The sequence below is a fragment of the Noviherbaspirillum malthae genome (assembly GCF_015352985.1).
Classification (GTDB): Bacteria; Pseudomonadota; Gammaproteobacteria; order Burkholderiales; family Burkholderiaceae_D; genus Noviherbaspirillum; species Noviherbaspirillum malthae.
The window spans coordinates 177,438-197,012 of sequence record NZ_JACYXF010000007.1; the positions used below are offsets into that span (position 1 = coordinate 177,438).

The 19,575-nt window shown below is 62.0% G+C and carries 19 protein-coding genes; 14 read left to right on the plus strand and 5 right to left on the minus strand.

The annotated features are described in order from the left end of the window. Positions 1–43: 43 nt before the first annotated feature. Both gstA and IGW03_RS12835 read right to left on the minus strand, forming a co-directional pair. Positions 44–652, minus strand: coding sequence for a glutathione transferase GstA (gene gstA, locus IGW03_RS12830; RefSeq protein WP_194722954.1), 609 nt, complete (start codon positions 650–652; stop codon positions 44–46). Positions 653–712: 60 nt separating this feature from the next. Continuing rightward, entirely contained in the window at positions 713–1,141 is a 429-nt protein-coding gene (locus IGW03_RS12835) for a DoxX family protein (protein WP_194722955.1), read from the minus strand. A 74-nt stretch (positions 1,142–1,215) separates the two neighbouring features. Between IGW03_RS12835 and IGW03_RS12840 the strand changes: the two genes are divergently transcribed. Continuing rightward, positions 1,216–2,109, plus strand: coding sequence for a LysR family transcriptional regulator (locus tag IGW03_RS12840; RefSeq protein WP_194722956.1), 894 nt, complete (start codon positions 1,216–1,218; stop codon positions 2,107–2,109). 104 nt (positions 2,110–2,213) lie between these two features. After that, entirely contained in the window at positions 2,214–2,783 is a 570-nt protein-coding gene (locus tag IGW03_RS12845) for a hypothetical protein (protein ID WP_194722957.1), read from the plus strand. A 263-nt stretch (positions 2,784–3,046) separates the two neighbouring features. On the opposite strand, the gene IGW03_RS12850 is transcribed toward IGW03_RS12845, so the two are convergent. Further along, positions 3,047–3,937, minus strand: a complete 891-nt coding sequence (locus tag IGW03_RS12850) for a DMT family transporter (RefSeq protein ID WP_194722958.1) — start codon at positions 3,935–3,937, stop codon at positions 3,047–3,049. 200 nt (positions 3,938–4,137) lie between these two features. Here IGW03_RS12850 and gcvA point away from each other — a divergent pair, with 200 nt between their 5' ends. From gcvA to sugE, 8 genes are all read left to right on the plus strand, one after another. After that, positions 4,138–5,046, plus strand: coding sequence for a transcriptional regulator GcvA (gcvA, locus tag IGW03_RS12855; protein ID WP_194722959.1), 909 nt, complete (start codon positions 4,138–4,140; stop codon positions 5,044–5,046). A 94-nt stretch (positions 5,047–5,140) separates the two neighbouring features. Then, on the plus strand, positions 5,141–5,872 hold the full coding sequence (locus IGW03_RS12860) for an AzlC family ABC transporter permease (protein WP_194722960.1): 732 nt from the start codon (positions 5,141–5,143) through the stop codon (positions 5,870–5,872). Continuing rightward, positions 5,869–6,195: an AzlD domain-containing protein gene (locus tag IGW03_RS12865; protein ID WP_194722961.1), complete on the plus strand. Its 327-nt coding sequence runs from the start codon at positions 5,869–5,871 to the stop codon at positions 6,193–6,195. The genes IGW03_RS12860 and IGW03_RS12865 overlap by 4 nt, the downstream gene beginning before the upstream one ends. Positions 6,196–6,296: 101 nt before the next feature. Next, complete coding sequence (gene siaA / locus IGW03_RS12870; RefSeq protein ID WP_194722962.1) at positions 6,297–8,297, plus strand: biofilm regulation protein phosphatase SiaA; 2,001 nt, start codon at positions 6,297–6,299, stop codon at positions 8,295–8,297. A 21-nt stretch (positions 8,298–8,318) separates the two neighbouring features. Beyond that, on the plus strand, positions 8,319–8,858 hold the full coding sequence (gene siaB, locus IGW03_RS12875; RefSeq protein WP_194722963.1) for a biofilm regulation protein kinase SiaB: 540 nt from the start codon (positions 8,319–8,321) through the stop codon (positions 8,856–8,858). Positions 8,859–8,878: 20 nt separating this feature from the next. Continuing rightward, positions 8,879–9,259 (plus strand): biofilm regulation phosphoprotein SiaC, encoded by a 381-nt coding sequence (gene siaC, locus IGW03_RS12880; RefSeq protein ID WP_194722964.1) that lies wholly within the window; start codon positions 8,879–8,881, stop codon positions 9,257–9,259. Between the two features lie 2 nt (positions 9,260–9,261). After that, on the plus strand, positions 9,262–10,047 hold the full coding sequence (siaD, locus tag IGW03_RS12885; RefSeq protein ID WP_194722965.1) for a biofilm regulation diguanylate cyclase SiaD: 786 nt from the start codon (positions 9,262–9,264) through the stop codon (positions 10,045–10,047). Between the two features lie 215 nt (positions 10,048–10,262). Then, positions 10,263–10,577 carry a quaternary ammonium compound efflux SMR transporter SugE gene (gene sugE, locus IGW03_RS12890; protein WP_194722966.1) on the plus strand — a complete coding sequence of 105 codons (315 nt, stop codon included), beginning with the start codon at positions 10,263–10,265 and terminating at the stop codon, positions 10,575–10,577. 174 nt (positions 10,578–10,751) lie between these two features. Here sugE and IGW03_RS12895 read toward each other — a convergent pair whose 3' ends face one another. Further along, a complete protein-coding gene (locus IGW03_RS12895) occupies positions 10,752–11,252 on the minus strand; it encodes an SET domain-containing protein (RefSeq protein WP_194722967.1) in 501 nt (166 codons plus the stop codon). Positions 11,253–11,452: 200 nt separating this feature from the next. Here IGW03_RS12895 and mnmC point away from each other — a divergent pair, with 200 nt between their 5' ends. The 4 genes from mnmC (at position 11,453) to IGW03_RS12915 (ending at position 19,202) form a co-directional block, all read left to right on the plus strand. Then, positions 11,453–13,357: a bifunctional tRNA (5-methylaminomethyl-2-thiouridine)(34)-methyltransferase MnmC2/FAD-dependent 5-carboxymethylaminomethyl-2-thiouridine(34) oxidoreductase MnmC1 gene (gene mnmC / locus IGW03_RS12900; protein ID WP_228535439.1), complete on the plus strand. Its 1,905-nt coding sequence runs from the start codon at positions 11,453–11,455 to the stop codon at positions 13,355–13,357. 798 nt (positions 13,358–14,155) lie between these two features. After that, a complete protein-coding gene (locus IGW03_RS12905; protein WP_194722969.1) occupies positions 14,156–16,078 on the plus strand; it encodes a PrkA family serine protein kinase in 1,923 nt (640 codons plus the stop codon). A gap of 260 nt (positions 16,079–16,338) precedes the next feature. Beyond that, positions 16,339–17,607, plus strand: coding sequence for a YeaH/YhbH family protein (locus tag IGW03_RS12910; RefSeq protein WP_194722970.1), 1,269 nt, complete (start codon positions 16,339–16,341; stop codon positions 17,605–17,607). Then, positions 17,604–19,202, plus strand: a complete 1,599-nt coding sequence (locus IGW03_RS12915; protein ID WP_194722971.1) for a SpoVR family protein — start codon at positions 17,604–17,606, stop codon at positions 19,200–19,202. Before IGW03_RS12910 ends, IGW03_RS12915 begins: the two co-directional genes overlap by 4 nt. A gap of 1 nt (position 19,203) precedes the next feature. Here IGW03_RS12915 and IGW03_RS12920 read toward each other — a convergent pair whose 3' ends face one another. Then, positions 19,204–19,458, minus strand: a complete 255-nt coding sequence (locus IGW03_RS12920; RefSeq protein ID WP_194722972.1) for a hypothetical protein — start codon at positions 19,456–19,458, stop codon at positions 19,204–19,206. Positions 19,459–19,575 lie beyond the last annotated feature (117 nt).

Here is a 19,575-nt window from a genome sequence, read left to right on the forward strand (position 1 = left end):
AAAGAGGGAGCGGAACATGCATGTGCCGCCCCGCGGAGTGGAATTACTTGATCAGGCCTTCGGCCCGCATCGCGGCCTGCACCGCCGGGCGCGTCTGGATGCGCTCGCGGAAGGCGACCAGGGCCGACCATCTTTCGAGTTCGATGCCGACGAAGCCGGACCAGCCCGTGGTGACGAAGAGATAGGCATCGGCCACCGAGAAGCCGCCGTCGAGCAGGTAATCCTGCCTGGCCAGATGCTGGGCGACATAGTCGAAGCGCCTGGCCAGCAGTTCCTTGAACTGGGTCTTGGCTTCAGCCGGCGTGCCCGGCTTGAGCAGCGGTGAAAAGCCCTTGTGGATTTCCGAGGTAATGAAATTGAGCCAGGACTGCAGCCTGTAGCGTTCCGCCGTGCCGTTGGCCGGCGCCAGTTTCGCTTCGGGCGCCTGGTCGGCGATGTACTGCATGATGGCCGGGCCTTCGGTCAGCACGAAGCCGGGCTCGACTTCGAATGCCGGCACATAGCCGTTCGGATTGATCGCCAGGAAATCCTGGCCGCTTGCCGTGCGGCCGGCGGCGGGATCGACCTTTTCGAGACTGAAGGCGAGACCGGCTTCGCGCAGGACGATGTGCGGAGCAAGCGAGCAGACGCCGGGCTTGTAATAGAGCTTCATGGCATGTCCTTCGAGGGAGTGACGTTGGTGTTGGGAGGGGCTAGGATTCAGGTCTTGGATTCAGGCGGTCTTCAAGCGCGCCGGCAGCGTCTCAGTGGCGGCCGAACGCATCGCGAACGCGCCGTCGCCCAGCAGGCCGTGCACGACCGACATCGCGATCAGGAAGAGCGGATATTCCCAGCCGCCGTTGGCATTGCTGAAGACCCAGCCGTTGCCGATGTGGGCGGCCATCGCACCGGCCATGACGGGCAGCAGCAGGAGCGAGGCGATGCGGCCGTGCCAGCCGAGCAGGATCAGCGCACCGCCGGCGAGCTCAAGGGTCACCACCGGCCAGGCGATGAAGGCCGGCATGCCGTGGCTGGAAAGAAAGCCTTCGAAGCCAGCGATGGTAAAAACCAGGAGCTTGAGCAGCGCGTGGGTGATCCACATGGTGCCGAGCGAGAGGCGCAGCAGGGTGGCGGCATAGGGAGCGTAGCGTTGGTCGATCATGATGAATTTCCTTTCAGGTTGGGTTGCGGTGGTGTTAATGTACGTGTGCACCGCTACAACGAAAATAGGCATTCATGAAACCGATCTATGCAAAAATGCAAACCCCGCTCAGCCATGCCGACCTCGAGCTGCTGCTGGCCCTCGTGCGCGGGCGCTCGCTCGGCGGCGCGGCCGAGCGGCTGAAGGTGGATACCTCGACGGTGTTCCGCTCGATCAAGCGGCTGGAAAAGGATCTGGGCGAGCTGCTCTTCGACCGCAGCCGCAACGGCTACCTGCCCACAGAACTCGCGCGCGAACTCGCCGCCTATGCCGAACGCATCGAGTCGCAGCTCAACGAAGCGCGCGATGCGGCGTCCAAGAGCGGCGGTGCGCCGTCGGGCGTACTGCGCATCACGACCACCGACACCGTACTCAACGGCTTGCTGCTGCCGCTGCTGTCGCGCTTCACTGCCGACTATCCCGGCATCGACCTCGAACTGATCGCGACCAATACGCTGGCCAACCTGAGCCAGCGCGATGCGGATGTCGCCATCCGCGCCACGCGCAAGCCGCCCGAGCATCTCGTCGGCAGCCGCCTCGGCACCATGCAGTCGGCCATCTTCGCTTCCGAAAGCTATCTGCAGCGTTTCGATGAATTGCCGCCGCTGGAAAGGATGGACTGGATCGCGCTCGACGAAACCCTGGCCGAACATCCCTCGGTCAAGTGGCGCAGGCAGCGCCTGCCCAGGGTCGTGCCGCGCTACCGCTGCAACAGCGTGCTGTCGATCGCCGGCAGCGTGGTCTGGGGCATGGGCGTCGGCGTGGCGCCGCTGTTCCTGCTCAAGGACAAGCCGGGAGTGCGCATGCTGGAAGGTCCGGTGCCGGAAATGGAAACCGACTTGTGGATGCTGGCGCATCCCGACATCCGCCATCTGCAGCGGGTGAAGCTGCTGTTCGATTTCCTGAAGGACAATCTGGTGCTGTCCTGAGCCGCATCAGCGTACTTGCCTTCGGTCATTGCGGCCTCTCAAGGGCGAACCGCCGCGCTCTGGTACATCTGTAGGATGCGACAGATCCATTCCCGGAGATCCAGATGAAGCGTCTTTTCCTATCGCTTGCCCTGCTTGCGCTGCAACCCGGCGCTCACGCTGCCGAAGAAGACCTCAGCGGCGTGTGGACGGCTTCGCTGTGTCCTCCGGACGTGCAGCGCGACAGCGGCAAATGCTCCAGTTTCGTACTGGAACTCCACCAGCAAGGGAGCAAGCTGTGCGGCGCCCATCTGTTTTCCACTGCCGGCGCCGAGCGCATCGATGAAGGCGCCGCGCCTTCGCTGACCGGCGACGTAACCGATGCCGGCGCCCGCATCACCATCGTCAGCGGCCGCTCGCCGCTGCGGGTGCCGGGCGAACTCAAGAAGGCCGGCAATTCGCTGCAATGGACCCGCCTGGAAAACCCGAAGGGCGACTACCTGCTTCCGCCGTCGGCGAGGCTGGCCAAGTCGAAGAAAAAAACCATGTTCGCGCCGATGTTCGAGCAGGAACTGAAGGCGGCCTGTTCCTCGGTGTTCGCGATGGCCGCCGAGGCGCAGCGCAGGCAGAACGAAGCCGCTGCGCCGCCGGCAGAACCCGTCAAGGGTGAGAGCGCGCCTGCGCCGGCGCGCTGAATCTTCTTAGCAGGATGGCGCGACTTTCAAGATTTTCTCCGGCCTGAGGACTGATACATTGCTGCCCGTGGTTGTATGGACAACCATTGGTAAGTAGTTTGCCGCGCCGATTCGTGGCGGTGCGGCGACAGTCTCTCCTCAGTGTCTCCTGAGGTTTGGAGTGGAGACATCTTGTCTCCACTCCATTTTTTATCTTCCGCCCGGAAAATGCAAAACGGCAGCTGCAATGCAGCCGCCGCTCCAGATACCGTCATTTCAAGCCGTCAAGTTCGAAGCACCGCCCTCCATTTGCCGAACAGGCCGAGCGCCAGCGCGGTCGCGCACAGCACGACGGCGATGCCGGCCACGGTGCCGGGCGTGATCGGCTCGCCCAGGAACAGCCAGGCCCAGATCGATGCGGTTGCCGGCACCAGGAAGGTCACGGTGACCGCCTTGCTCGCGCCTTCCTCTGCGATCAGGTGGAAGAAGATCGCATAGGCGACGCCGGTGCAGACCACGCCCAGGAAAAGCGCGGACAGCGCCACGTTCCAGTTCATCGTCGCCAGGCCCAGCGGCATCGACGGCAGCGTCAGCGGCAGCAGCACGACCGCCGCCGCCAGCTGGCTGCCGGTCGCAGTCGCCAGCGAGGGCAGGGCCGAGGCCCTCATCCGGGTATAGGTCGCCGCATAGCCGTAGCAGACTGCGGCGCCGATGCTGGCGAGCACACCGAGCACGGTGTCGAGCGTGACCGCGCTCGGTCCGACACCCACCAGCACCGCCACGCCCGTCATGCCCAGCACGCAGGCCATCATGCGCGATGCGCTCAGCTTCTCCGACAGCAGCAGGAAACCGAACAGGCCGGTGAAGATGGGCGCGAGGGAGTTCATGGTCGCCATGTAGGACGAGGGAATATGCAGCGCAGACCAGGCGAACAGGGCGAACGGAACCGCCGTGTTGAACAGGCCGATCACGAGATAGGTCCTGGCATTCTCGCGCCAGCCGAAGCGGATGCCGCGCGCACGGGCGAACAGGTAAAGCGCGGCCGCCGCGAGCAGGGCGCGGAAGAAGGTGGTCAGCATCGGCCCGAGCGCGGGAGAAGCAATGCGCATGAGCATGAAGCTCGTGCCCCAGATGGCGCCGAGCAGCAGAAGCCGCAGCAGGTTGGCAGTAGACATGATCGTTTTGGCAGTATTGTCGTCCTCCGGTTTTCGTATAAGATCCGCAGCAACGGAGTCGAGCTGCATGGCATTGCCATGCGCCTGATTGTAGGTGCACCGCCGCAGCTTCGCGAACGACATTTATTCACATCGGATGTTAGAAAAACTAACATCTCAGGCAGACCACAACGACTGCTTCACAATCCGGTGCTTCGACAATGAAACCGCCCCTTCTCGCCCTGCATGTCTTCGAATCCGCTGCGCGCCACGGCAGCTATACCCGCGCGGCGGATGAACTGCATGTGACCCACAGCGCCATCAGCCAGCAGATCCGCGCATTGGAAGGCACGCTCGGCGTGCCGCTGTTCGCGCGCGAAGGCCGGCAGATGCTGCTGACCAGGGAAGGCGCGCTGCTGTTCAAGCGCATCCAGCCGGCGCTGCGCCAGCTCGGCCGCGCGCTGACGGAGATCGAGGAACACAAGCGCGCGCCGTCGATCACCGTCACCACGCTGCAGTCGGTCGCCAGCCGATGGCTGCTGCCTCGCCTCGGCAAATTCCAGAAGCTGCAGCCCGACGTTGCGGTGCATATCCAGGCATCGCCGGACCTGAAGGATCTCGAGCGCAGGGAAGCCGACATTGCCATCCGCTACGGGCTAGGCGACTGGAAAGGCTGCGATGCCGTCAAGCTGATGGACGAATGGCTGTTCCCGGTGTGCAGCCCCGACTTCAACAAGGGGCGCCTGCCGTCATCGCCCAAGATGCTCAAGCGCTACCGCATCCTGAGCGACGATTGCATGACCGAATGGAATGCCTGGAGCAAGGAGGCAGGCATCGACATGGAGGAATTCCTGCACGGCGCCAACTACAGCGACAGCAACCTAATGCTCAGCGCGGCCATCGCCGGCCAGGGCATCGCCATCGGCCGCAGCGCGCTGGTCTCCGCAGACGTGGCGGCCGGGCGGCTGGTGCCGGTCTGCGGCGTGATTGCGCAGGCGCCGTTTTCCTATTACCTCGCCACCGCCAGCCAGGTGGCGAAGTCGTCGCACCTGCAAGCGTTCGAGCAATGGCTGCTCAAGGAAGCCGCAGCATTCGAGCGCCGCGACAGGAGAACGCTCGGCATTGAATAGCGGCACGAAATAGCGGCATCAAGCGCATCGCCGCAAGTTCATACAAGCAGCCGCCGGCCACCCGGATTACCATGTGCGGCTGAAAGGATTTCCCATGCCGCATTCCACCCGTTTTTCCAGTTTTGCCGCCGGCGCGCGCGATACGCTGCCCATGCTGGTGGGCGCCGCGCCCTTCGGCATCATTTTCGGCACCCTGGTCACCGCCGGGCCGCTGGCCGCCTGGCAGGGACAGCTGATGTCGCTGAGCGTCTACGCCGGTTCCAGCCAGTTCATCGCCACCGGTCTCGTCGCCGGCCATGCCGGCATGCTGGTGATCTGGCTGACCACCTTCATCGTCAACCTGCGCCACATGCTCTATGCGGCCACGCTGCTGCCGCATGTGGCCCACCTGCCCGCGTACTGGCGCTGGGCACTCGGTTTCTTCCTGACCGACGAAACCTTCGCCGTGATGAACGGCTATTACAGCCGGCATCCGCGCGCGCCGCTCGGGCACTGGTATTTCCTTGGCTCCTGCCTCGCCATGTATTGCAACTGGCAGGCCTGGACGCTGGTCGGACTGTCCTTCGGCGCGGTATTTCCGCAGCTGCAGACGCTCGGGCTGGACTTCGCGATGGTGGCCACCTTCATCGCCATCGTCGTGCCGCAGCTGGGCCGGATGCCGCATCTGGCGGCCGCACTGGCTGCCGGCGCCTTCGCCTTCCTGCTGCGCGACCTGCCATACAAGCTCGGCCTGATGTCGGCGGTGCTGATCGGCGTTGCGGTCGGCATGCTGATGTCGCGGCGCCGCTCGCGCCTTGCGCCGTCAGCCAAGGAGGAAACGGCATGAATTACACCCTGATGATTCTCGGCATGGCGGCGGTCACGGTCGCCATCAAGGCCACCATTTTCGTGCTCGGCGGACGCGTCTCCTTTCCGCCGTGGCTGCAGCAGGCGCTCGGTTTCGTGCCGGTCACCGTGCTTACCGCCATCATCGTGCCGATGATCCTGGCGCCGCACGGCGAGGGGATGGAACTGACCTGGCGCAATCCCCAGCTTGTCGCTGCCATCGTCGCCATTCTCGTCTGCGCCGCCACACGCCGGCAGCTGCTGACCATTGGCCTTGCATTGCTGGTGTTCTTCGGCTGGCAGTTCGGCGTGCTGGCAAACTGACAATACCGCACCGGCTTGGTCGGATATGCCGGTTTGACATTGCAGCGCAGCGCAATGGCTGTCAGAATTTCCGGTAATCATCATTTTCTACCGGAGATCACATGACAGGCGCTCTTGGACTTCGCGGCAAATCGGTTCTCGCGTTGTTCGGCACTTGCATGCTGGTGCTGCTGCTGGCGGGCGTGGCCGGCTGGCAGGCGGTGGAATCCATCCGCTCCCACCTGGGTACGGCTTTCACGCGCAACTTCACGCTGCTCAACCGCGAGCGCATCCTGGCGCCGGTCGCGCGCGAGCTTGCGCTGTCGCTGCGGCTGGCACGCTCGCAGTCGATCCAGCAGTGGCTCAAGGACGAGGACAATCCGGAAAAGAAGGCGATGGCGCTGCAGGAAGCCGAAAGCTTCCGCAACGATTTCAACGACAAGTCCTTCTTTCTCGCCTCGGCCCTGTCCTATCACTACTATTTTTCGGATGCGAAGACGCCGACCAACGGCGAGCCGCGCTACACCATCAAGCCTGACGATCCGCACGACATCTGGTTTTTCAATTCCCTGAAAAGCGAAGAGGCCTTCAACATCAATGTCGACCCCGATCCCAAGCTCGGCCTGACAAAGGTCTGGTTCAACGTGCAGGTGCGCGACGGCGCGCGCAGGCTGGGCTTGTGCGGCACCGGCCTCGATCTCTCCAAGTTCCTGAGCGACTTCATTTCGGCGTCCGAGCGCGGCGTCACGCCGATGATCGTCGACGTCAACGGCGCCATCCAGGCGCATCCCGATAACCGGCACATCGCTTTCAATTCCGGCGCCGGCGTGCAGGGACGCGGCAAACTGCTGTTCGACCTGCTCGAGCACAAGGGCGATACGGAACGCGCCCGCGCCGCGCTGGACGCCGCCGTCAAGAATCCCGGCACCACCGAGCCGTTCTTCGCCACGCTGAACGGCAAGAAGCAGCTGCTGGCCGCCTCTTACATTCCCGAACTCAAATGGCATGTGCTGACCGCGGTCGATCTCGATGCCGCCGAAGTGATCGACAGCAGCCTGCTGGGCTGGGTTGCGCTGGCCGTGTTCCTGCTGCTGCTGGTGGCGATGAGCGGCTTCGTGTATGCGATGAACCGGATGGTGATCGCGCCGCTGCTCAAGTTGAAACAATCGGCGCGCGAAATGGCGGCCGGCAATTACGCGCTGGCGCTGCCGCCGGCCCGCAACGACGAGATCGGCGAACTGACCGCCGCCTTCGCGGCCATGGCCGGCAAGGTGCGGCGCCATACCGAGGAACTGGAAGACACGGTGCGCGAAAGAACGCAGGAACTGGTGCTGGCCAATCGCGACATGAGCGTGGCCCACAAGAAGATCAGCGACTCCATCTCCTACGCCAGCCTGATCCAGCGCGCCATCCTGCCCGACCGCGAGCTCGACGCCGCACTGGGCGACGATCATTTCGTCCTGTGGCGTCCGAGGGATGTGGTCGGCGGCGACTTTTACGTCTACCGCCAGGTCGAGGGCGGCTGCCTGATCGGCATCGTCGACTGCGCGGGCCACGGCGTGCCGGGCGCCTTCATGACCATGCTGGCGCGCGCCGCCGTCGACAAGGCGGTCGACGAAGTCGGTGCCCATGACCCGGCCGCCATCCTTGCCCGTACCGACCGGATCGTGCGTTCCATGCTCAACAGCGGCGGCAGCCAGCGCGACATCGCCACCATCATGGACGCCGGACTGGTGCATGTCGATTTTGCAAGCCGCCGCGCCGTCTTTGCCGGCGCCAAAATTTCGCTCTACTGGAGCGAAGGCGGCGAAGGCGAAGACGTCGAAAGCGCCAAGGGCGGCCGCCGCTCGCTCGGCGACCGGCAGCAGGGCGAGTATGCGAACCAGACGGTCGATCTGCTGCCGTCGCGCACTTTCTATCTCACCACCGACGGTTTCCTCGACCAGGCCGGCGGCGACAAGGGCTTCGGCTTCGGCAATGCGCGTTTCATCGACATGTTGAGACAGCATGCGAGCCGGCCGCTGGCAGAGCAGAGCGAAGCGTTTGCCTCTACACTGGCCGCTTACCAGGGCGGCCATGCGCAGCGCGACGACATCACGGTAGTTTGCTTTCGATTCACCTGATATTGAAGAGACGGATATTCCATGCTGATTGACTTGTTTTCATTGCAGCAGACCTATAACCAGCAGCGCATCATGCTCTGTTTCAACGGTCCGCTGACCAAGAGCCTGATCGAAGAGATCGGCAATGCGCTGCGCAATTACATGAAGACCGAGAACGCCACGCCGTCCTCGGCGATGGACGTCTTCGGCGCCTATATCGAAATGACGCAGAATATCCGCCACTATGCGGCGCGCAAGGGCTGGGCCGACAACGAGGCATCGGCCACCGTCGTCATCGCGCGTGACGCGGAAGGACGCTACGTGGTCATGGCCGGCAACATCGTCGACAGCGCCGACGGCGCCGGCCTGACCGAATGCGTGCAGCAGCTCGCCGCGCTCGACAAGAGCGAACTCAAGGCGCGCTACAAGGAACAGCTGCGCAAGCCCCGCGAAGAAGGCAGCACCAGCGGCGCCGGACTCGGCCTGATCGACCTGGCGCGCAAGGCCAGCGAACCGCTCGCCTGCTCGCTGCAGACGCTGGAGGACGGCCGCGCCTTCTTCAGCGTCCGCGTGGTGATGTAATCCAGCCGTAAGGAAATCCAATGAACAATCTGCACATAGACAGCACCCAGTCGACGCCGTCGATCATGGCCGATGCGCATACCGGCATCATCGAGATGCGCGGCGACTCCTATCCCGAGAATTCCTACGAACTGTTTTCGCCGGTCATGCAGTGGATCGACGATTACCTGGCTGGCGGCGACTGCAAGCTCGTCCTCGACCTGCACCTGCTCTACCTCAACACCAGCAGCGTCAAGGCCATGATGGATATCTTCGACATGCTCGAAGAGGCGCACCGCGCCAAGCGCGCGGTGGAGGTCAACTGGTATTACGACGAACAGAACGAACGCGTGGCCGAGCTCGCGGAAGAATTCAAGGAGGACTGCAGTTTTCCCTTCGTGATCACCAGCCTGGCGGGTTGAGCATGCGCGGCGAAAAACAGATCGAGCAGAAGGTCGAGGCGCTGCTGTCCGATCCTGCCCATGAGGACAATCCGCTGCGGCCGGCCCTCGACGAACTGTATGCCGAATTCCGCGGGCTGCTGCACCAGATCGACCGCGTCACCCGCATCTCCGACCGCTACCAGCATGTCAGCCGGGAGGAAAAGATGTCGCTGACCGAGCGCTACCAGAAGCAGCTGCGCCAGCTGGAAAAGATCGCCCGCATTTCCGACCGCTACCAGTCGATGATGCGCGATCTGAACGAGGCGCTGAAGGAAGCATCGACCCGCGACGCGCTCACCGGCATCGGCAACCGCCGCATGCTGATGGAAAGAATCAAGACCGAATCGGCGCGTGCCGAAAGGCTGGACCGGCCGCTGACGATCGCCCTGCTCGATGTCGACCGCTTCAAGTCGGTCAACGATGCCCACGGCCACGAGGTCGGCGACAAGGCGCTGGTCGAGATCGCGCACGCCATCGTGACGAGCGTGCGGCACTACGATCTGTGCGGCCGCTGGGGCGGCGAGGAATTCATGGTGATCATGCCCGAGATCGGCGCCGAGGAAGCGGCCATCGTGGTCGAGCGCGTTCGCCATGCCGTCATGGCGCTCGATATCAGGGCCGGCGATGCGCGCCTGTCGCTGTCGGCCAGTTTCGGCATCGCCGAGCGGCGCGAGGGTGAGAATGTGTCCGAGACCATCAACCGCGCCGATACGGCCCTGTTCGATGCCAAGCGCGCCGGACGCAACTGCTACAGGATTGCCGCCTGAGGCCCGGGCCCTGAAAGGCGCCGGCGATTCGGCTACACTTCCTTGCGGCGCGGCGGCCTCCGGGGCTGCATCAACCGTAATTCAATGCTGTTTTGATGCAGGCCTCACCCGCATCCGCATCTGCCTCATGAGGGCGGGGACGCCCGCGTCTTTCCCTCTTTCCCTGTTTTCTCAGTCATCCCGTGGACAGCCACGGACCCCGGAAAGAAAAAGCGATGTCCTGGATACTCTTACTGATTGCCGGCCTGCTCGAGACCGGCTGGGCCATCGGCCTGAAATATACCGAAGGCTTCACGAAGCTCTGGCCGTCCGTCGGCACCATCGTGTCGATGCTGCTCAGCGTGGTACTGCTCGGCATGGCGATGAAGACTCTGCCGGCCGGCACGTCCTATGCGGTATGGACCGGCATCGGCACCGCCGGCACGGCGATACTGGGCATCATTCTGCTGGGCGAATCGGCCTCCGTTGCCAAGCTGCTCTGCCTCGGACTCATCCTGTGCGGCGTTGCCGGACTGAAGTTCTTCGAATGAAAAACCGGCCGCCTAGAGCCTGTCATGCACTCCTTAAGGGGTCTGGATGACGCCATAACGGGCCGTCTGCTGCGTTGCGACTCCTTGCCGTAACTCGTTACTGCCGCGTCGTCGCGCCTTGCATCCAGCCCGTTCTGACGTCCCCAGTCGCCCTTACAGAGTGCATAACAGGCTCTACGCGGCCTGCTTCTTCCTGCGCTTGGGCGCCAGCAGCGTGCCGCGGCAGGACGGCGTGCCGCACAGGCACTGGTAAGCCTTCTTCAGCGCCGGCGTATGCCGCTGCTCCATGATCAATCCATAGTCGTAATACAGCTCTTCGCCGCGCTTGATGTCGCGCAGCGCATAGATGAATATCTTGCCGTCTTCCTCGCGCGCCTCGCAGTTCGGCTCGCAGGAATGGTTGATCCAGCGCGCGTCGTTGCCTTCGTCGCCGCCGTCGATGATCTTGCCGCTTTCCAGGCTGAAGAAAAAGGTATGGAAGCTGTCGGCCGGCTTCAGGTTTTCGCGGCGCTCCGCTTCCTTGCCGCTGATGCGCTTGCCCTGGTATTCGATGATGCAGGTGTCTTCAGGGATCTTGCGGGCGGCGAACACGCCGTTGCCATGGATCTTCGAATGGCGCACGACATAATAGGGTGTGGCGGAGGAGGCGTTGTCAGTGGTGCTGGTTGTTTTCATGAGGGCGGGCAGGCCGAAGGTGGTTTGAATCGTCGTTGGCCCGGGTTTGCTTTAAGCGGTGAGCGCAAGGCGCCGGCCTGTGCATTCCCGGACAAACAGCGAGTGTAAACAATCGTGCCGCATCATGCATGCGTCCGTTCGCATTTTTGAGCGGGCGGTCGCATGCCGCTACAATGAATCGTCCTTCTTCACATCCCATCATGCCCGCCCAACGCCTCATTCCCGCAACCCTGAAGCTGCAAGACGGCATTCCCTATGCCGATGCCTACGGCGACGTCTATCACTCCGCCGACGGCGGCCTGGAGCAGGCCCGCCACGTATTCCTTGCCGGGAACGGCCTGCCGGAGCGCTGGCGCCATCGCCGCAGCTTCACCATCCTCGAGACCGGCTTCGGGCTCGGCCTCAATTTCCTCGCGACCTGGCAAGCCTGGCGCGACGATTCCCGGCGCAGCGCGCAGCTGCATTACGTGGCCGTCGAAAAGCATCCTTTCGCCGCACCCGACCTGCAGACGCTGCATGCGCTGTGGCCGCAGCTGCAGCCGCTGTCGGCGCAGCTCTGCGATGCCTGGCCGCCGCTGGTGGCAGGTTTCCATCGGCTGACGCTCGATGAGGGCCGCGTCGTGCTGACGCTGGTGTTCGGCGACATCGCCGACTGCCTGCCGGAGATCCAGGCCGCGGCCGATGCCTTCTATCTCGACGGCTTCGCGCCGAGCAGGAATCCCGAGATGTGGTCGGTGCAGCTGCTCGCCCGTCTCAACCGGCTGGCCGCCCCGGAGGCGAAGCTGGCCACCTACACCGTGACCGGCACGGTGCGGCGGGCGCTGATCCAGGCCGGCTTCGTCTGCGACCGGCCGCCAGGATTCGGCCGCAAGCGGCAGATGCTGGTCGGCCGCTTTGCACCACGCTGGCAGCAGCCGCCGCGCATGTCGCTGAAGGACCGCCGCGCCGTCGTGATCGGCGCCGGCATTGCCGGCAGCGCAGCCTGTGAACGCCTGGCCGCGCGAGGCTGGCAGGTGACCCTGATCGAGCGGCATGCGCGGCCGGCGCAGGAAGCCTCGGGCAACATCGCGGGCATCGTCATGCCGATGATGTCGCGCGATGGCAACCAGGCATCGCGGCTGGCACGCGCCGCCTATCTGTATGCCGTCGCCCAATGGCGGCAGCTGGGCGGCATCGGCAAGGCGTTCGCCGGCAGTCAGTGCGGCGTGCTGCAGCTGGCGGGCGATGCGCAGCAGGCCGACATGCAGCGGGCAACACTGCATGACCTTGGATTGCCACAGGATTTCGCGCGCTGGGCGGCGCCGGGCGAGGCGGCGGCGCTGACGGGCAATGCCGCATCCCATGGCGGCTGGTTCTTTCCGCGGGGCGGCTGGGTCACGCCGGCCAGCCTGTGCGAAGCGATGCTGGATGCCTGCGGAACGAAGCTTGTGCGCCTGTTCGGGCGGCCGGTCGCCGGGCTGGAACGCGATGGCGGCATCTGGATGGTGCGCGACGAGGCAGGCGCAGAAATTGCAAGCGCTCCGGTTGTGATCGTCGCCGGCGGCATCGATGCGCATCGCTTGCCGCAAACGCAAGGTCTGCCGCTCGATGCGGTGCGCGGGCAAGTCACGCATCTCGCCGCCGATGCGATGACAGCGCCGCCGGTCGTGATCTGCGGCGACGGCTATGTGACGCCGGAAGTGCGGGGCATCTGCACCGTCGGCGCCACTTATGATGCCGATCATGAAACGGCTCTGCGCGGCGACAGCCAGCATGAAAATCTGCAGCGGCTGGCGCAGCTGCTTCCTGCGGCGCAGCCTGCGGTTTCGGATATGGCATTGAGGGGGCGGGTCGGCTTTCGCTGCGTGACGCCGGACCGCATGCCTCTCGTTGGTGCATTGCCGGATGCGGATCGCGCCATCACCAGCAGCCGCCTGCGGGATGTACCACGCCATCCGGGTTTGTATGGGTTGATGGGATATGGATCGCGCGGACTGATCTGGGCGCCCTTCGCTGCGGAGCTGCTGGCTTCAATGCTGGAAGGGGAGCCGTTGCCGATCGAGCGCAGCTTGCTTGATGTGCTTGATCCTGCGCGGTTTGCGTTGAAGGTTTATCGGCGGGGGTAGGCGGAGCGACTTGGTATTAAATTCGGAGAGCAGAACCCCTCTCCCGTAAGCGGGGCGCAGGCAGGGTTTCGCAAACCATCGGTTTGCGCTGCCGTAGCCGGTTCGGCTTGCAAGCCGAACCGTGGGGCGCGGAGCGGGGGCAGGGGTGAGGGCGGTAGCAAAACCCTAGGAGGTCTTGGCCATCCCCCTCATCCCCAACCCTTCTCCCGCCTGCGGGAGAAGGGAGCCAACCTGCATTGGCAAAATGTTGGGGCAGCTTGGTTTATTCGCTTGACCTTATCTCATTGCCACTCTTACTGCGTAACGAAATGCAGTAACGATAAAGATAACAAATAAGGAAGAAGAGCTTCATCAACGGCCGTCGCGCATCCAAGTCTCAATGATGCGCTTCCTGCATCAAACACAAACCCTGAACTGCTCCGCCTTTAACTCTCAATTCCACCAATTGCCCTTACGGCATCCGCAACCCCTCTTCAAACCACGCACATCCCTGTCGCATTTACGCAGCGCAGCCCTTCACACAAGCCTTAAAAATTAAATAAAAAAAACTCGCCGCCTGACCACGCCCGCGCAAAAAAGTTTTACACAATCAAATCGGAAAATCAAAAAAATACGCGATAAATAATCCTTTGAAAAGATCATTTGAAAATTCATTTTTTTAAGAGTTTGCGCTTACAAAAAAAAGCCGAAAATTTCCTAGCGACCAGTGAAAATCGGGCGTAGTATGAAATTGCGGAGTGGAAATTCAGTCTTGAATCCGACCCCGAAGTGACCGGCATTTATATCAAAGGAAACCCCATGAAAATCTTTGACAACTACGCAGCACGGTATGAGCGGACTCGGGAAGAGGAATACTCCCTGCAGGAATATCTGGAACTGTGCAAGCAAGATCGCCTCGCTTATGCCACCGCTGCCGAGCGCATGCTCGAAGCCATCGGCGAGCCGGAAATGATCGACACGCGCCACGACTCGCGCCTGTCACGTATCTTCGCCAACAAGGTTATCAAGATCTATCCCGCCTTCCGTGAGTTCTACGGCATGGAAGAGGTGATCGAGCAGGTGGTGTCCTATTTCCGTCATGCGGCCCAGGGCCTCGAAGAACGCAAGCAGGTGCTCTATCTGCTCGGCCCCGTCGGCGGCGGCAAATCCTCCATTGCGGAAAAGCTCAAGGCGCTGATGGAGCAGGTGCCCTTCTATGCAATCAAGGGCTCGCCCGTCAATGAATCGCCGCTTGGCCTGTTCAATGAACTCGAGGACGGCGACATCCTCGAGGAAGACTACGGCATTCCGCGCCGCTATCTCAAGACCATCCCCAGCCCGTGGGCAGTGAAGCGCCTGCATGAATTCAACGGCGACATCAACCAGTTCCGCGTGGTCAAGCGCTATCCGTCGATCCTGAAGCAGGTCGCGATTTCCAAGACCGAGCCGGGCGATGAAAACAACCAGGACATCTCCTCGCTGGTCGGCAAGGTCGACATCCGCAAGCTCGAGGATTATTCGCAGGACGATCCGGATGCCTACAGCTACTCCGGCGGTCTCTGCCTGTCGAACCAGGGCCTGATGGAGTTCGTCGAGATGTTCAAGGCGCCGATCAAGGTGCTGCATCCGCTCTTGACCGCCACCCAGGAAGGCAACTACAAGGGTACCGAAGGCTTCGGCGCGATTCCCTTCGACGGCGTGGTGCTCGCGCACTCGAACGAATCCGAGTGGAAGGCCTTCCGCAACAACAAGAACAACGAAGCGTTCCTCGACCGTATCTACATCGTGAAGGTGCCGTACTGCCTGCGCGTATCGGAAGAGATCAAGATTTACGACAAGCTGATCCAGAGCTCCTCGCTGTCGAAGGCGCCTTGCGCTCCCGGCACGCTGAAGATGATGGCGCAGTTCGCGGTGCTGTCGCGCATCAAGGATCCGGAAAACTCCAGCGTCTTCAGCAAGATGCAGGTCTATGACGGCGAAAACCTGAAGGACACCGATCCGAAGGCGAAATCGCGCCAGGAGTACACCGACTACGCCGGCGTCGACGAAGGCATGAACGGCCTGTCCACCCGCTTCGCGTACAAGATCCTGTCCAAGGTCTTCAACTTCGACAACACCGAAGTCGCGGCCAATCCGGTGCACCTGCTGTATGTGCTGGAACAGCAGATCGAGCGCGAGCAGTTCGCGCCCGAGGTCGAGCAGCGCTACATGTCCTACATCAAGGAATACCTGGCGCAGCGTTACGTCGAGTTCATCGGCAAGGAGATCCAGACCGCCTACCTCGAAAGCTATTCCGAGTACGGCCAGAACATCTTCGACCGCTACGTGACCTTCGCCGACTTCTGGATCCAGGATCAGGAATTCCGCGATCCGGATACCGGCGAGAGCTTCGACCGCGATGCGCTCAACAACGAGCTGGAGAAGATCGAGAAACCCGCGGGCATTTCCAATCCGAAGGACTTCCGCAACGAGATCGTCAATTTCGTATTGCGTGCCCGCGCGCAGAACAACGGCAAGAACCCGGCATGGACCAGCTATGAAAAGCTGCGCACCGTGATCGAGAAGAAGATGTTCTCGAACACCGAGGAACTGCTGCCGGTGATCTCGTTCAACGCCAAGGCCAGCGCCGACGACGCCAACAAGCACCAGGAGTTCGTTGCGCGCATGGTGGCCAAGGGCTACACCGCGAAGCAGGTGCGCCTGCTGTGCGAGTGGTACCTGCGCGTGCGCAAGTCGTCGTAATTGTTGTAGGTTGTACTCCTCTTCCGGATCAGCTGTTCCTGGCTGCAAGACCTCCGTGGCTCCTTCCCCTAAGGGGAAGGTTGGGATGGGGATGGGTTTCTACGCTGTCGTATCAAGCGGTCGTTTTCAACCCATCCCCACCCTAACCCTCCCCTTGAAGGGGAGGGGAGCTCCAAGGTCTTGGCTAATTGCAGGGCTCAACTGATTTTCAGGAGGACGGACACAAGAAACAAACGCCCATACCAGTATCAGGAGGCATTTTGGCTCACCTCATCGACCGGCGTCTGCAAGGCAAGAACAAGTCCGCTGGCAATCGCGAACGCTTCCTTCGGCGTTACAAGGGCCAGATCAAGGACGCGGTAGCACGCGCCATCAAAGGCCGCTCGATCAAAGACATCGAGAAAGGCGAAAAAGTATCCATCCCCGTCAAGGACATCAACGAACCGGCGTTCGGCCATTCGCATGGCGGCGTCTGGGAAGTGGTCCGTCCCGGCAACAAGGAATACCAGAAGGGCGACCAGATCCAGCGTCCCAAGAGCGGAGGCGGGGGCGCCGGCAAGGGCAAGGCGGGCAACAGCGAGGAAGTGACCGAGGACGATTTCGCGTTCGAACTGACGCGCGAAGAGTTCATGAACTATTTCTTCGAAGACCTCGAGCTGCCCAACCTGGTCAAGACCCAGCTCAAGTCCATCACCGAGTTCAAGCAGCAGCGCGCCGGCTACACCGTATCGGGCACGCCGTCCAACATCCATGTGCTGCGCTCGCTGCGCGGCGCGCTCGGACGCCGCATCGCCGTCGGCGCGAAGTCGCGCAAGCGGCTCAAGGAAGCGGAAGAGGAACTGGACGCGCTGATGAAGACGGCGTTCGAGGACGATCACCGCATTCTCGCGCTGCGCAAGGAAATCCATCACCTGCGCACCCGGCTGCATGCGATTCCCTTCCTCGATCCGATCGACCTGCGCTACAGCAACCGCATCAAGGTGCCGAAGCCGTCGAGCAGCGCGGTGATGTTCTGCGTGATGGACGTCTCCGGTTCGATGGACCAGGCCAAGAAGGATGCGGCCAAGCGCTTCTTCATCCTGCTCTACATGTTCCTGGAGCGTGCGTATGAAAAGATCGAAGTCGTGTTCATCCGCCATCACACCCAGGCGACCGAAGTGACCGAGGACGAGTTCTTCAACTCGCGCGAATCCGGCGGCACCGTGGTGTCGTCCGCGCTGGTGCTGCTCGACAAGGTGATCCGTGAGCGCTATGCCAGCAGCGACTGGAACGTGTATGTCGCGCAAGCCTCCGACGGCGACAACTGGGACAATGATTCGGTCACCTGCCGCGAGCTGCTGATCAACAAGATCATGCCGCTGGTGCAGTACTACGCCTACGTGGAAATCACTGACGGCGAGCCGCAGAACCTGTGGCACGAGTACACGCAGATTCCCGATCTCTGTCCGCACTTCGCCATGCAGAAAATCGAGTCGCCGGCCGACATCTATCCGGTGTTCCGTGAACTGTTCAAGAAGCAACCGAAATGACTACCGACATCATTGCGACTGAACCCGCGGCCAAGAAGCCCACGCGCAAGCCAGCAGCCAAGGGCTCGCGCAAGAAGGCGGCCAAGCCCTTCCGCCTGCCGGAGCAATCCGAATGGACCTTCGAGCTGATCGAGCAGATCCATGCCGAGATCCGCCGCGTGGCCGAAGGCTTCGGCCTCGAGACCTATCCGAACCAGCTGGAGATCATCACCGCCGAGCAGATGATGGATGCCTATGCATCGGTCGGCATGCCGGTGTCGTATGCCCACTGGTCGTTCGGCAAGCAGTTCCTGTCGACCGAGAAGAGCTACAAGCGCGGCCACATGGGACTGGCGTATGAAATCGTCATCAACTCCAATCCCTGCATCGCCTACCTGATGGAAGAGAACAGCCTGATGATGCAGGCGCTGGTGATCGCGCACGCCTCCTACGGCCACAATTCCTTCTTCAAGAACAACTACCTGTTCCGCACCTGGACCGATGCCGAAGCCATCATCGATTACATGGTGTTCGCGAAGAACTATATCGCCGACTGCGAGCAGCGCTACGGCATCGAAGCGGTGGAACTGCTGCTCGATTCCTGCCATGCGCTGCAGAACTACGGCGTCGATCGCTACAAGCGTCCCGCCAGGCTGTCGATGGCGGAGGAGCGCGAACGCCAGGAAGAGCGCGAGCGCTACCTGCAGTCGCAGGTGAACGACCTGTGGCGCACCGTGCCGCGCAGGCAGGAAGTGGTGCAGGAAACCGGCCCGGCCCGCTATCCGGCCGAGCCGCAGGAAAACCTGCTGTACTTCATCGAGAAGTCGGCGCCGCTGCTCGAACCCTGGCAGCGCGAGATCGTGCGCATCGTGCGGAAAATTTCCCAGTACTTCTATCCGCAGCGCCAGACGCAGGTGATGAACGAAGGCTGGGCGACGTTCTGGCATTACACCATCCTGAACCAGCTCTACGACGAAGGCGTGGTCGGCAACGGCTTCATGATGGAATTTCTGCAGAGCCATACCAACGTCGTCTACCAGCCGCCGGTGACCAGCCGCTACTTCAACGGCATCAATCCCTACGCGCTGGGCTTTGCGATGATGCAGGACATTCGCCGCATCTGCGAAAACCCCACCGACGAAGACCGCCACTGGTTCCCGGACATCGCCGGCAGCGACTGGAAGAAGACGCTCGACTTCGCGATGCGCAACTTCAAGGATGAAAGCTTCATTTCACAGTACCTGTCGCCGAAGGTGATTCGCGATTTCCATTTCTTCGCAGTGCTGGATGACGACAAGAAAGACAAGCTGGCGATTTCCGCGATTCACGATGAAGCCGGCTACCGCTATCTGCGCGAGCAGCTTGCCGGGCAGTACAACCTCGGCAACCGCGAACCCAACATTCAGGTGTGGTCGGTCGACACCCACGGCCACCGTGCGTTGACCCTGCGCCACAACCAGTACCTGCGCCGGCCGCTCAACAACCAGACCGGCGAAGTCCTGAAGCATGTGGCGCGGCTGTGGGGCTTCGACGTGATTCTGGAAACCGTCGATCCCGAAGGCAAGGTGCTGGAAACGATGGAATGCAAATGCGAAAAGAGGCAACGCGGTAGCTGATTCAGGTTCCGGGAACGCCGCAAGAAAGGGGAGCGCATCGCGCTGCGGCGGATTCCGGGATGAAGGCATTGCGTTGTGAACCCGCATCGCGGTGCAGGCGGCCGCCGCTCTTTTCATGGGCGCTTGCCGGAGCAATCCGGCAGGACTTGATGCCAAGGTGCAAGCCTTGGCATTTTTTTATGCGCTCGCGGCGGAGAAGATCATGGATGAAGCGCTTCACTAGCAGTCTTTCTTTTGTATCTGTAATTTTTTCCATTGCTCTGTACTCTCTTCCACCTCTTTGTTGCGCTGATGCATTTCTATTGATGCAATAAGATGGGAATCGATGCCATGCATGATTGGCATGCGGTTTGCGTTAGCAGATTTTCCACAT

Coding starts and splice junctions, on each gene's coding strand:
- gstA (WP_194722954.1), bottom strand. CDS start 652: ATGAAGCTCTATTACAAGCCCGGCGTCTGCTCGCTTGCTCCGCACATC.
- siaA (WP_194722962.1), top strand. CDS start 6,297: ATGACAGGCGCTCTTGGACTTCGCGGCAAATCGGTTCTCGCGTTGTTC.
- IGW03_RS12915 (WP_194722971.1), top strand. CDS start 17,604: ATGACTACCGACATCATTGCGACTGAACCCGCGGCCAAGAAGCCCACG.
- mnmC (WP_228535439.1), top strand. CDS start 11,453: ATGCCCGCCCAACGCCTCATTCCCGCAACCCTGAAGCTGCAAGACGGC.
- IGW03_RS12920 (WP_194722972.1), bottom strand. CDS start 19,458: ATGGAAAAAATTACAGATACAAAAGAAAGACTGCTAGTGAAGCGCTTC.
- siaD (WP_194722965.1), top strand. CDS start 9,262: ATGCGCGGCGAAAAACAGATCGAGCAGAAGGTCGAGGCGCTGCTGTCC.
- gcvA (WP_194722959.1), top strand. CDS start 4,138: ATGAAACCGCCCCTTCTCGCCCTGCATGTCTTCGAATCCGCTGCGCGC.
- IGW03_RS12860 (WP_194722960.1), top strand. CDS start 5,141: ATGCCGCATTCCACCCGTTTTTCCAGTTTTGCCGCCGGCGCGCGCGAT.
- siaC (WP_194722964.1), top strand. CDS start 8,879: ATGAACAATCTGCACATAGACAGCACCCAGTCGACGCCGTCGATCATG.
- sugE (WP_194722966.1), top strand. CDS start 10,263: ATGTCCTGGATACTCTTACTGATTGCCGGCCTGCTCGAGACCGGCTGG.
- IGW03_RS12840 (WP_194722956.1), top strand. CDS start 1,216: ATGAAACCGATCTATGCAAAAATGCAAACCCCGCTCAGCCATGCCGAC.
- IGW03_RS12905 (WP_194722969.1), top strand. CDS start 14,156: ATGAAAATCTTTGACAACTACGCAGCACGGTATGAGCGGACTCGGGAA.
- IGW03_RS12850 (WP_194722958.1), bottom strand. CDS start 3,937: ATGTCTACTGCCAACCTGCTGCGGCTTCTGCTGCTCGGCGCCATCTGG.
- IGW03_RS12835 (WP_194722955.1), bottom strand. CDS start 1,141: ATGATCGACCAACGCTACGCTCCCTATGCCGCCACCCTGCTGCGCCTC.
- siaB (WP_194722963.1), top strand. CDS start 8,319: ATGCTGATTGACTTGTTTTCATTGCAGCAGACCTATAACCAGCAGCGC.
- IGW03_RS12895 (WP_194722967.1), bottom strand. CDS start 11,252: ATGAAAACAACCAGCACCACTGACAACGCCTCCTCCGCCACACCCTAT.
- IGW03_RS12845 (WP_194722957.1), top strand. CDS start 2,214: ATGAAGCGTCTTTTCCTATCGCTTGCCCTGCTTGCGCTGCAACCCGGC.
- IGW03_RS12865 (WP_194722961.1), top strand. CDS start 5,869: ATGAATTACACCCTGATGATTCTCGGCATGGCGGCGGTCACGGTCGCC.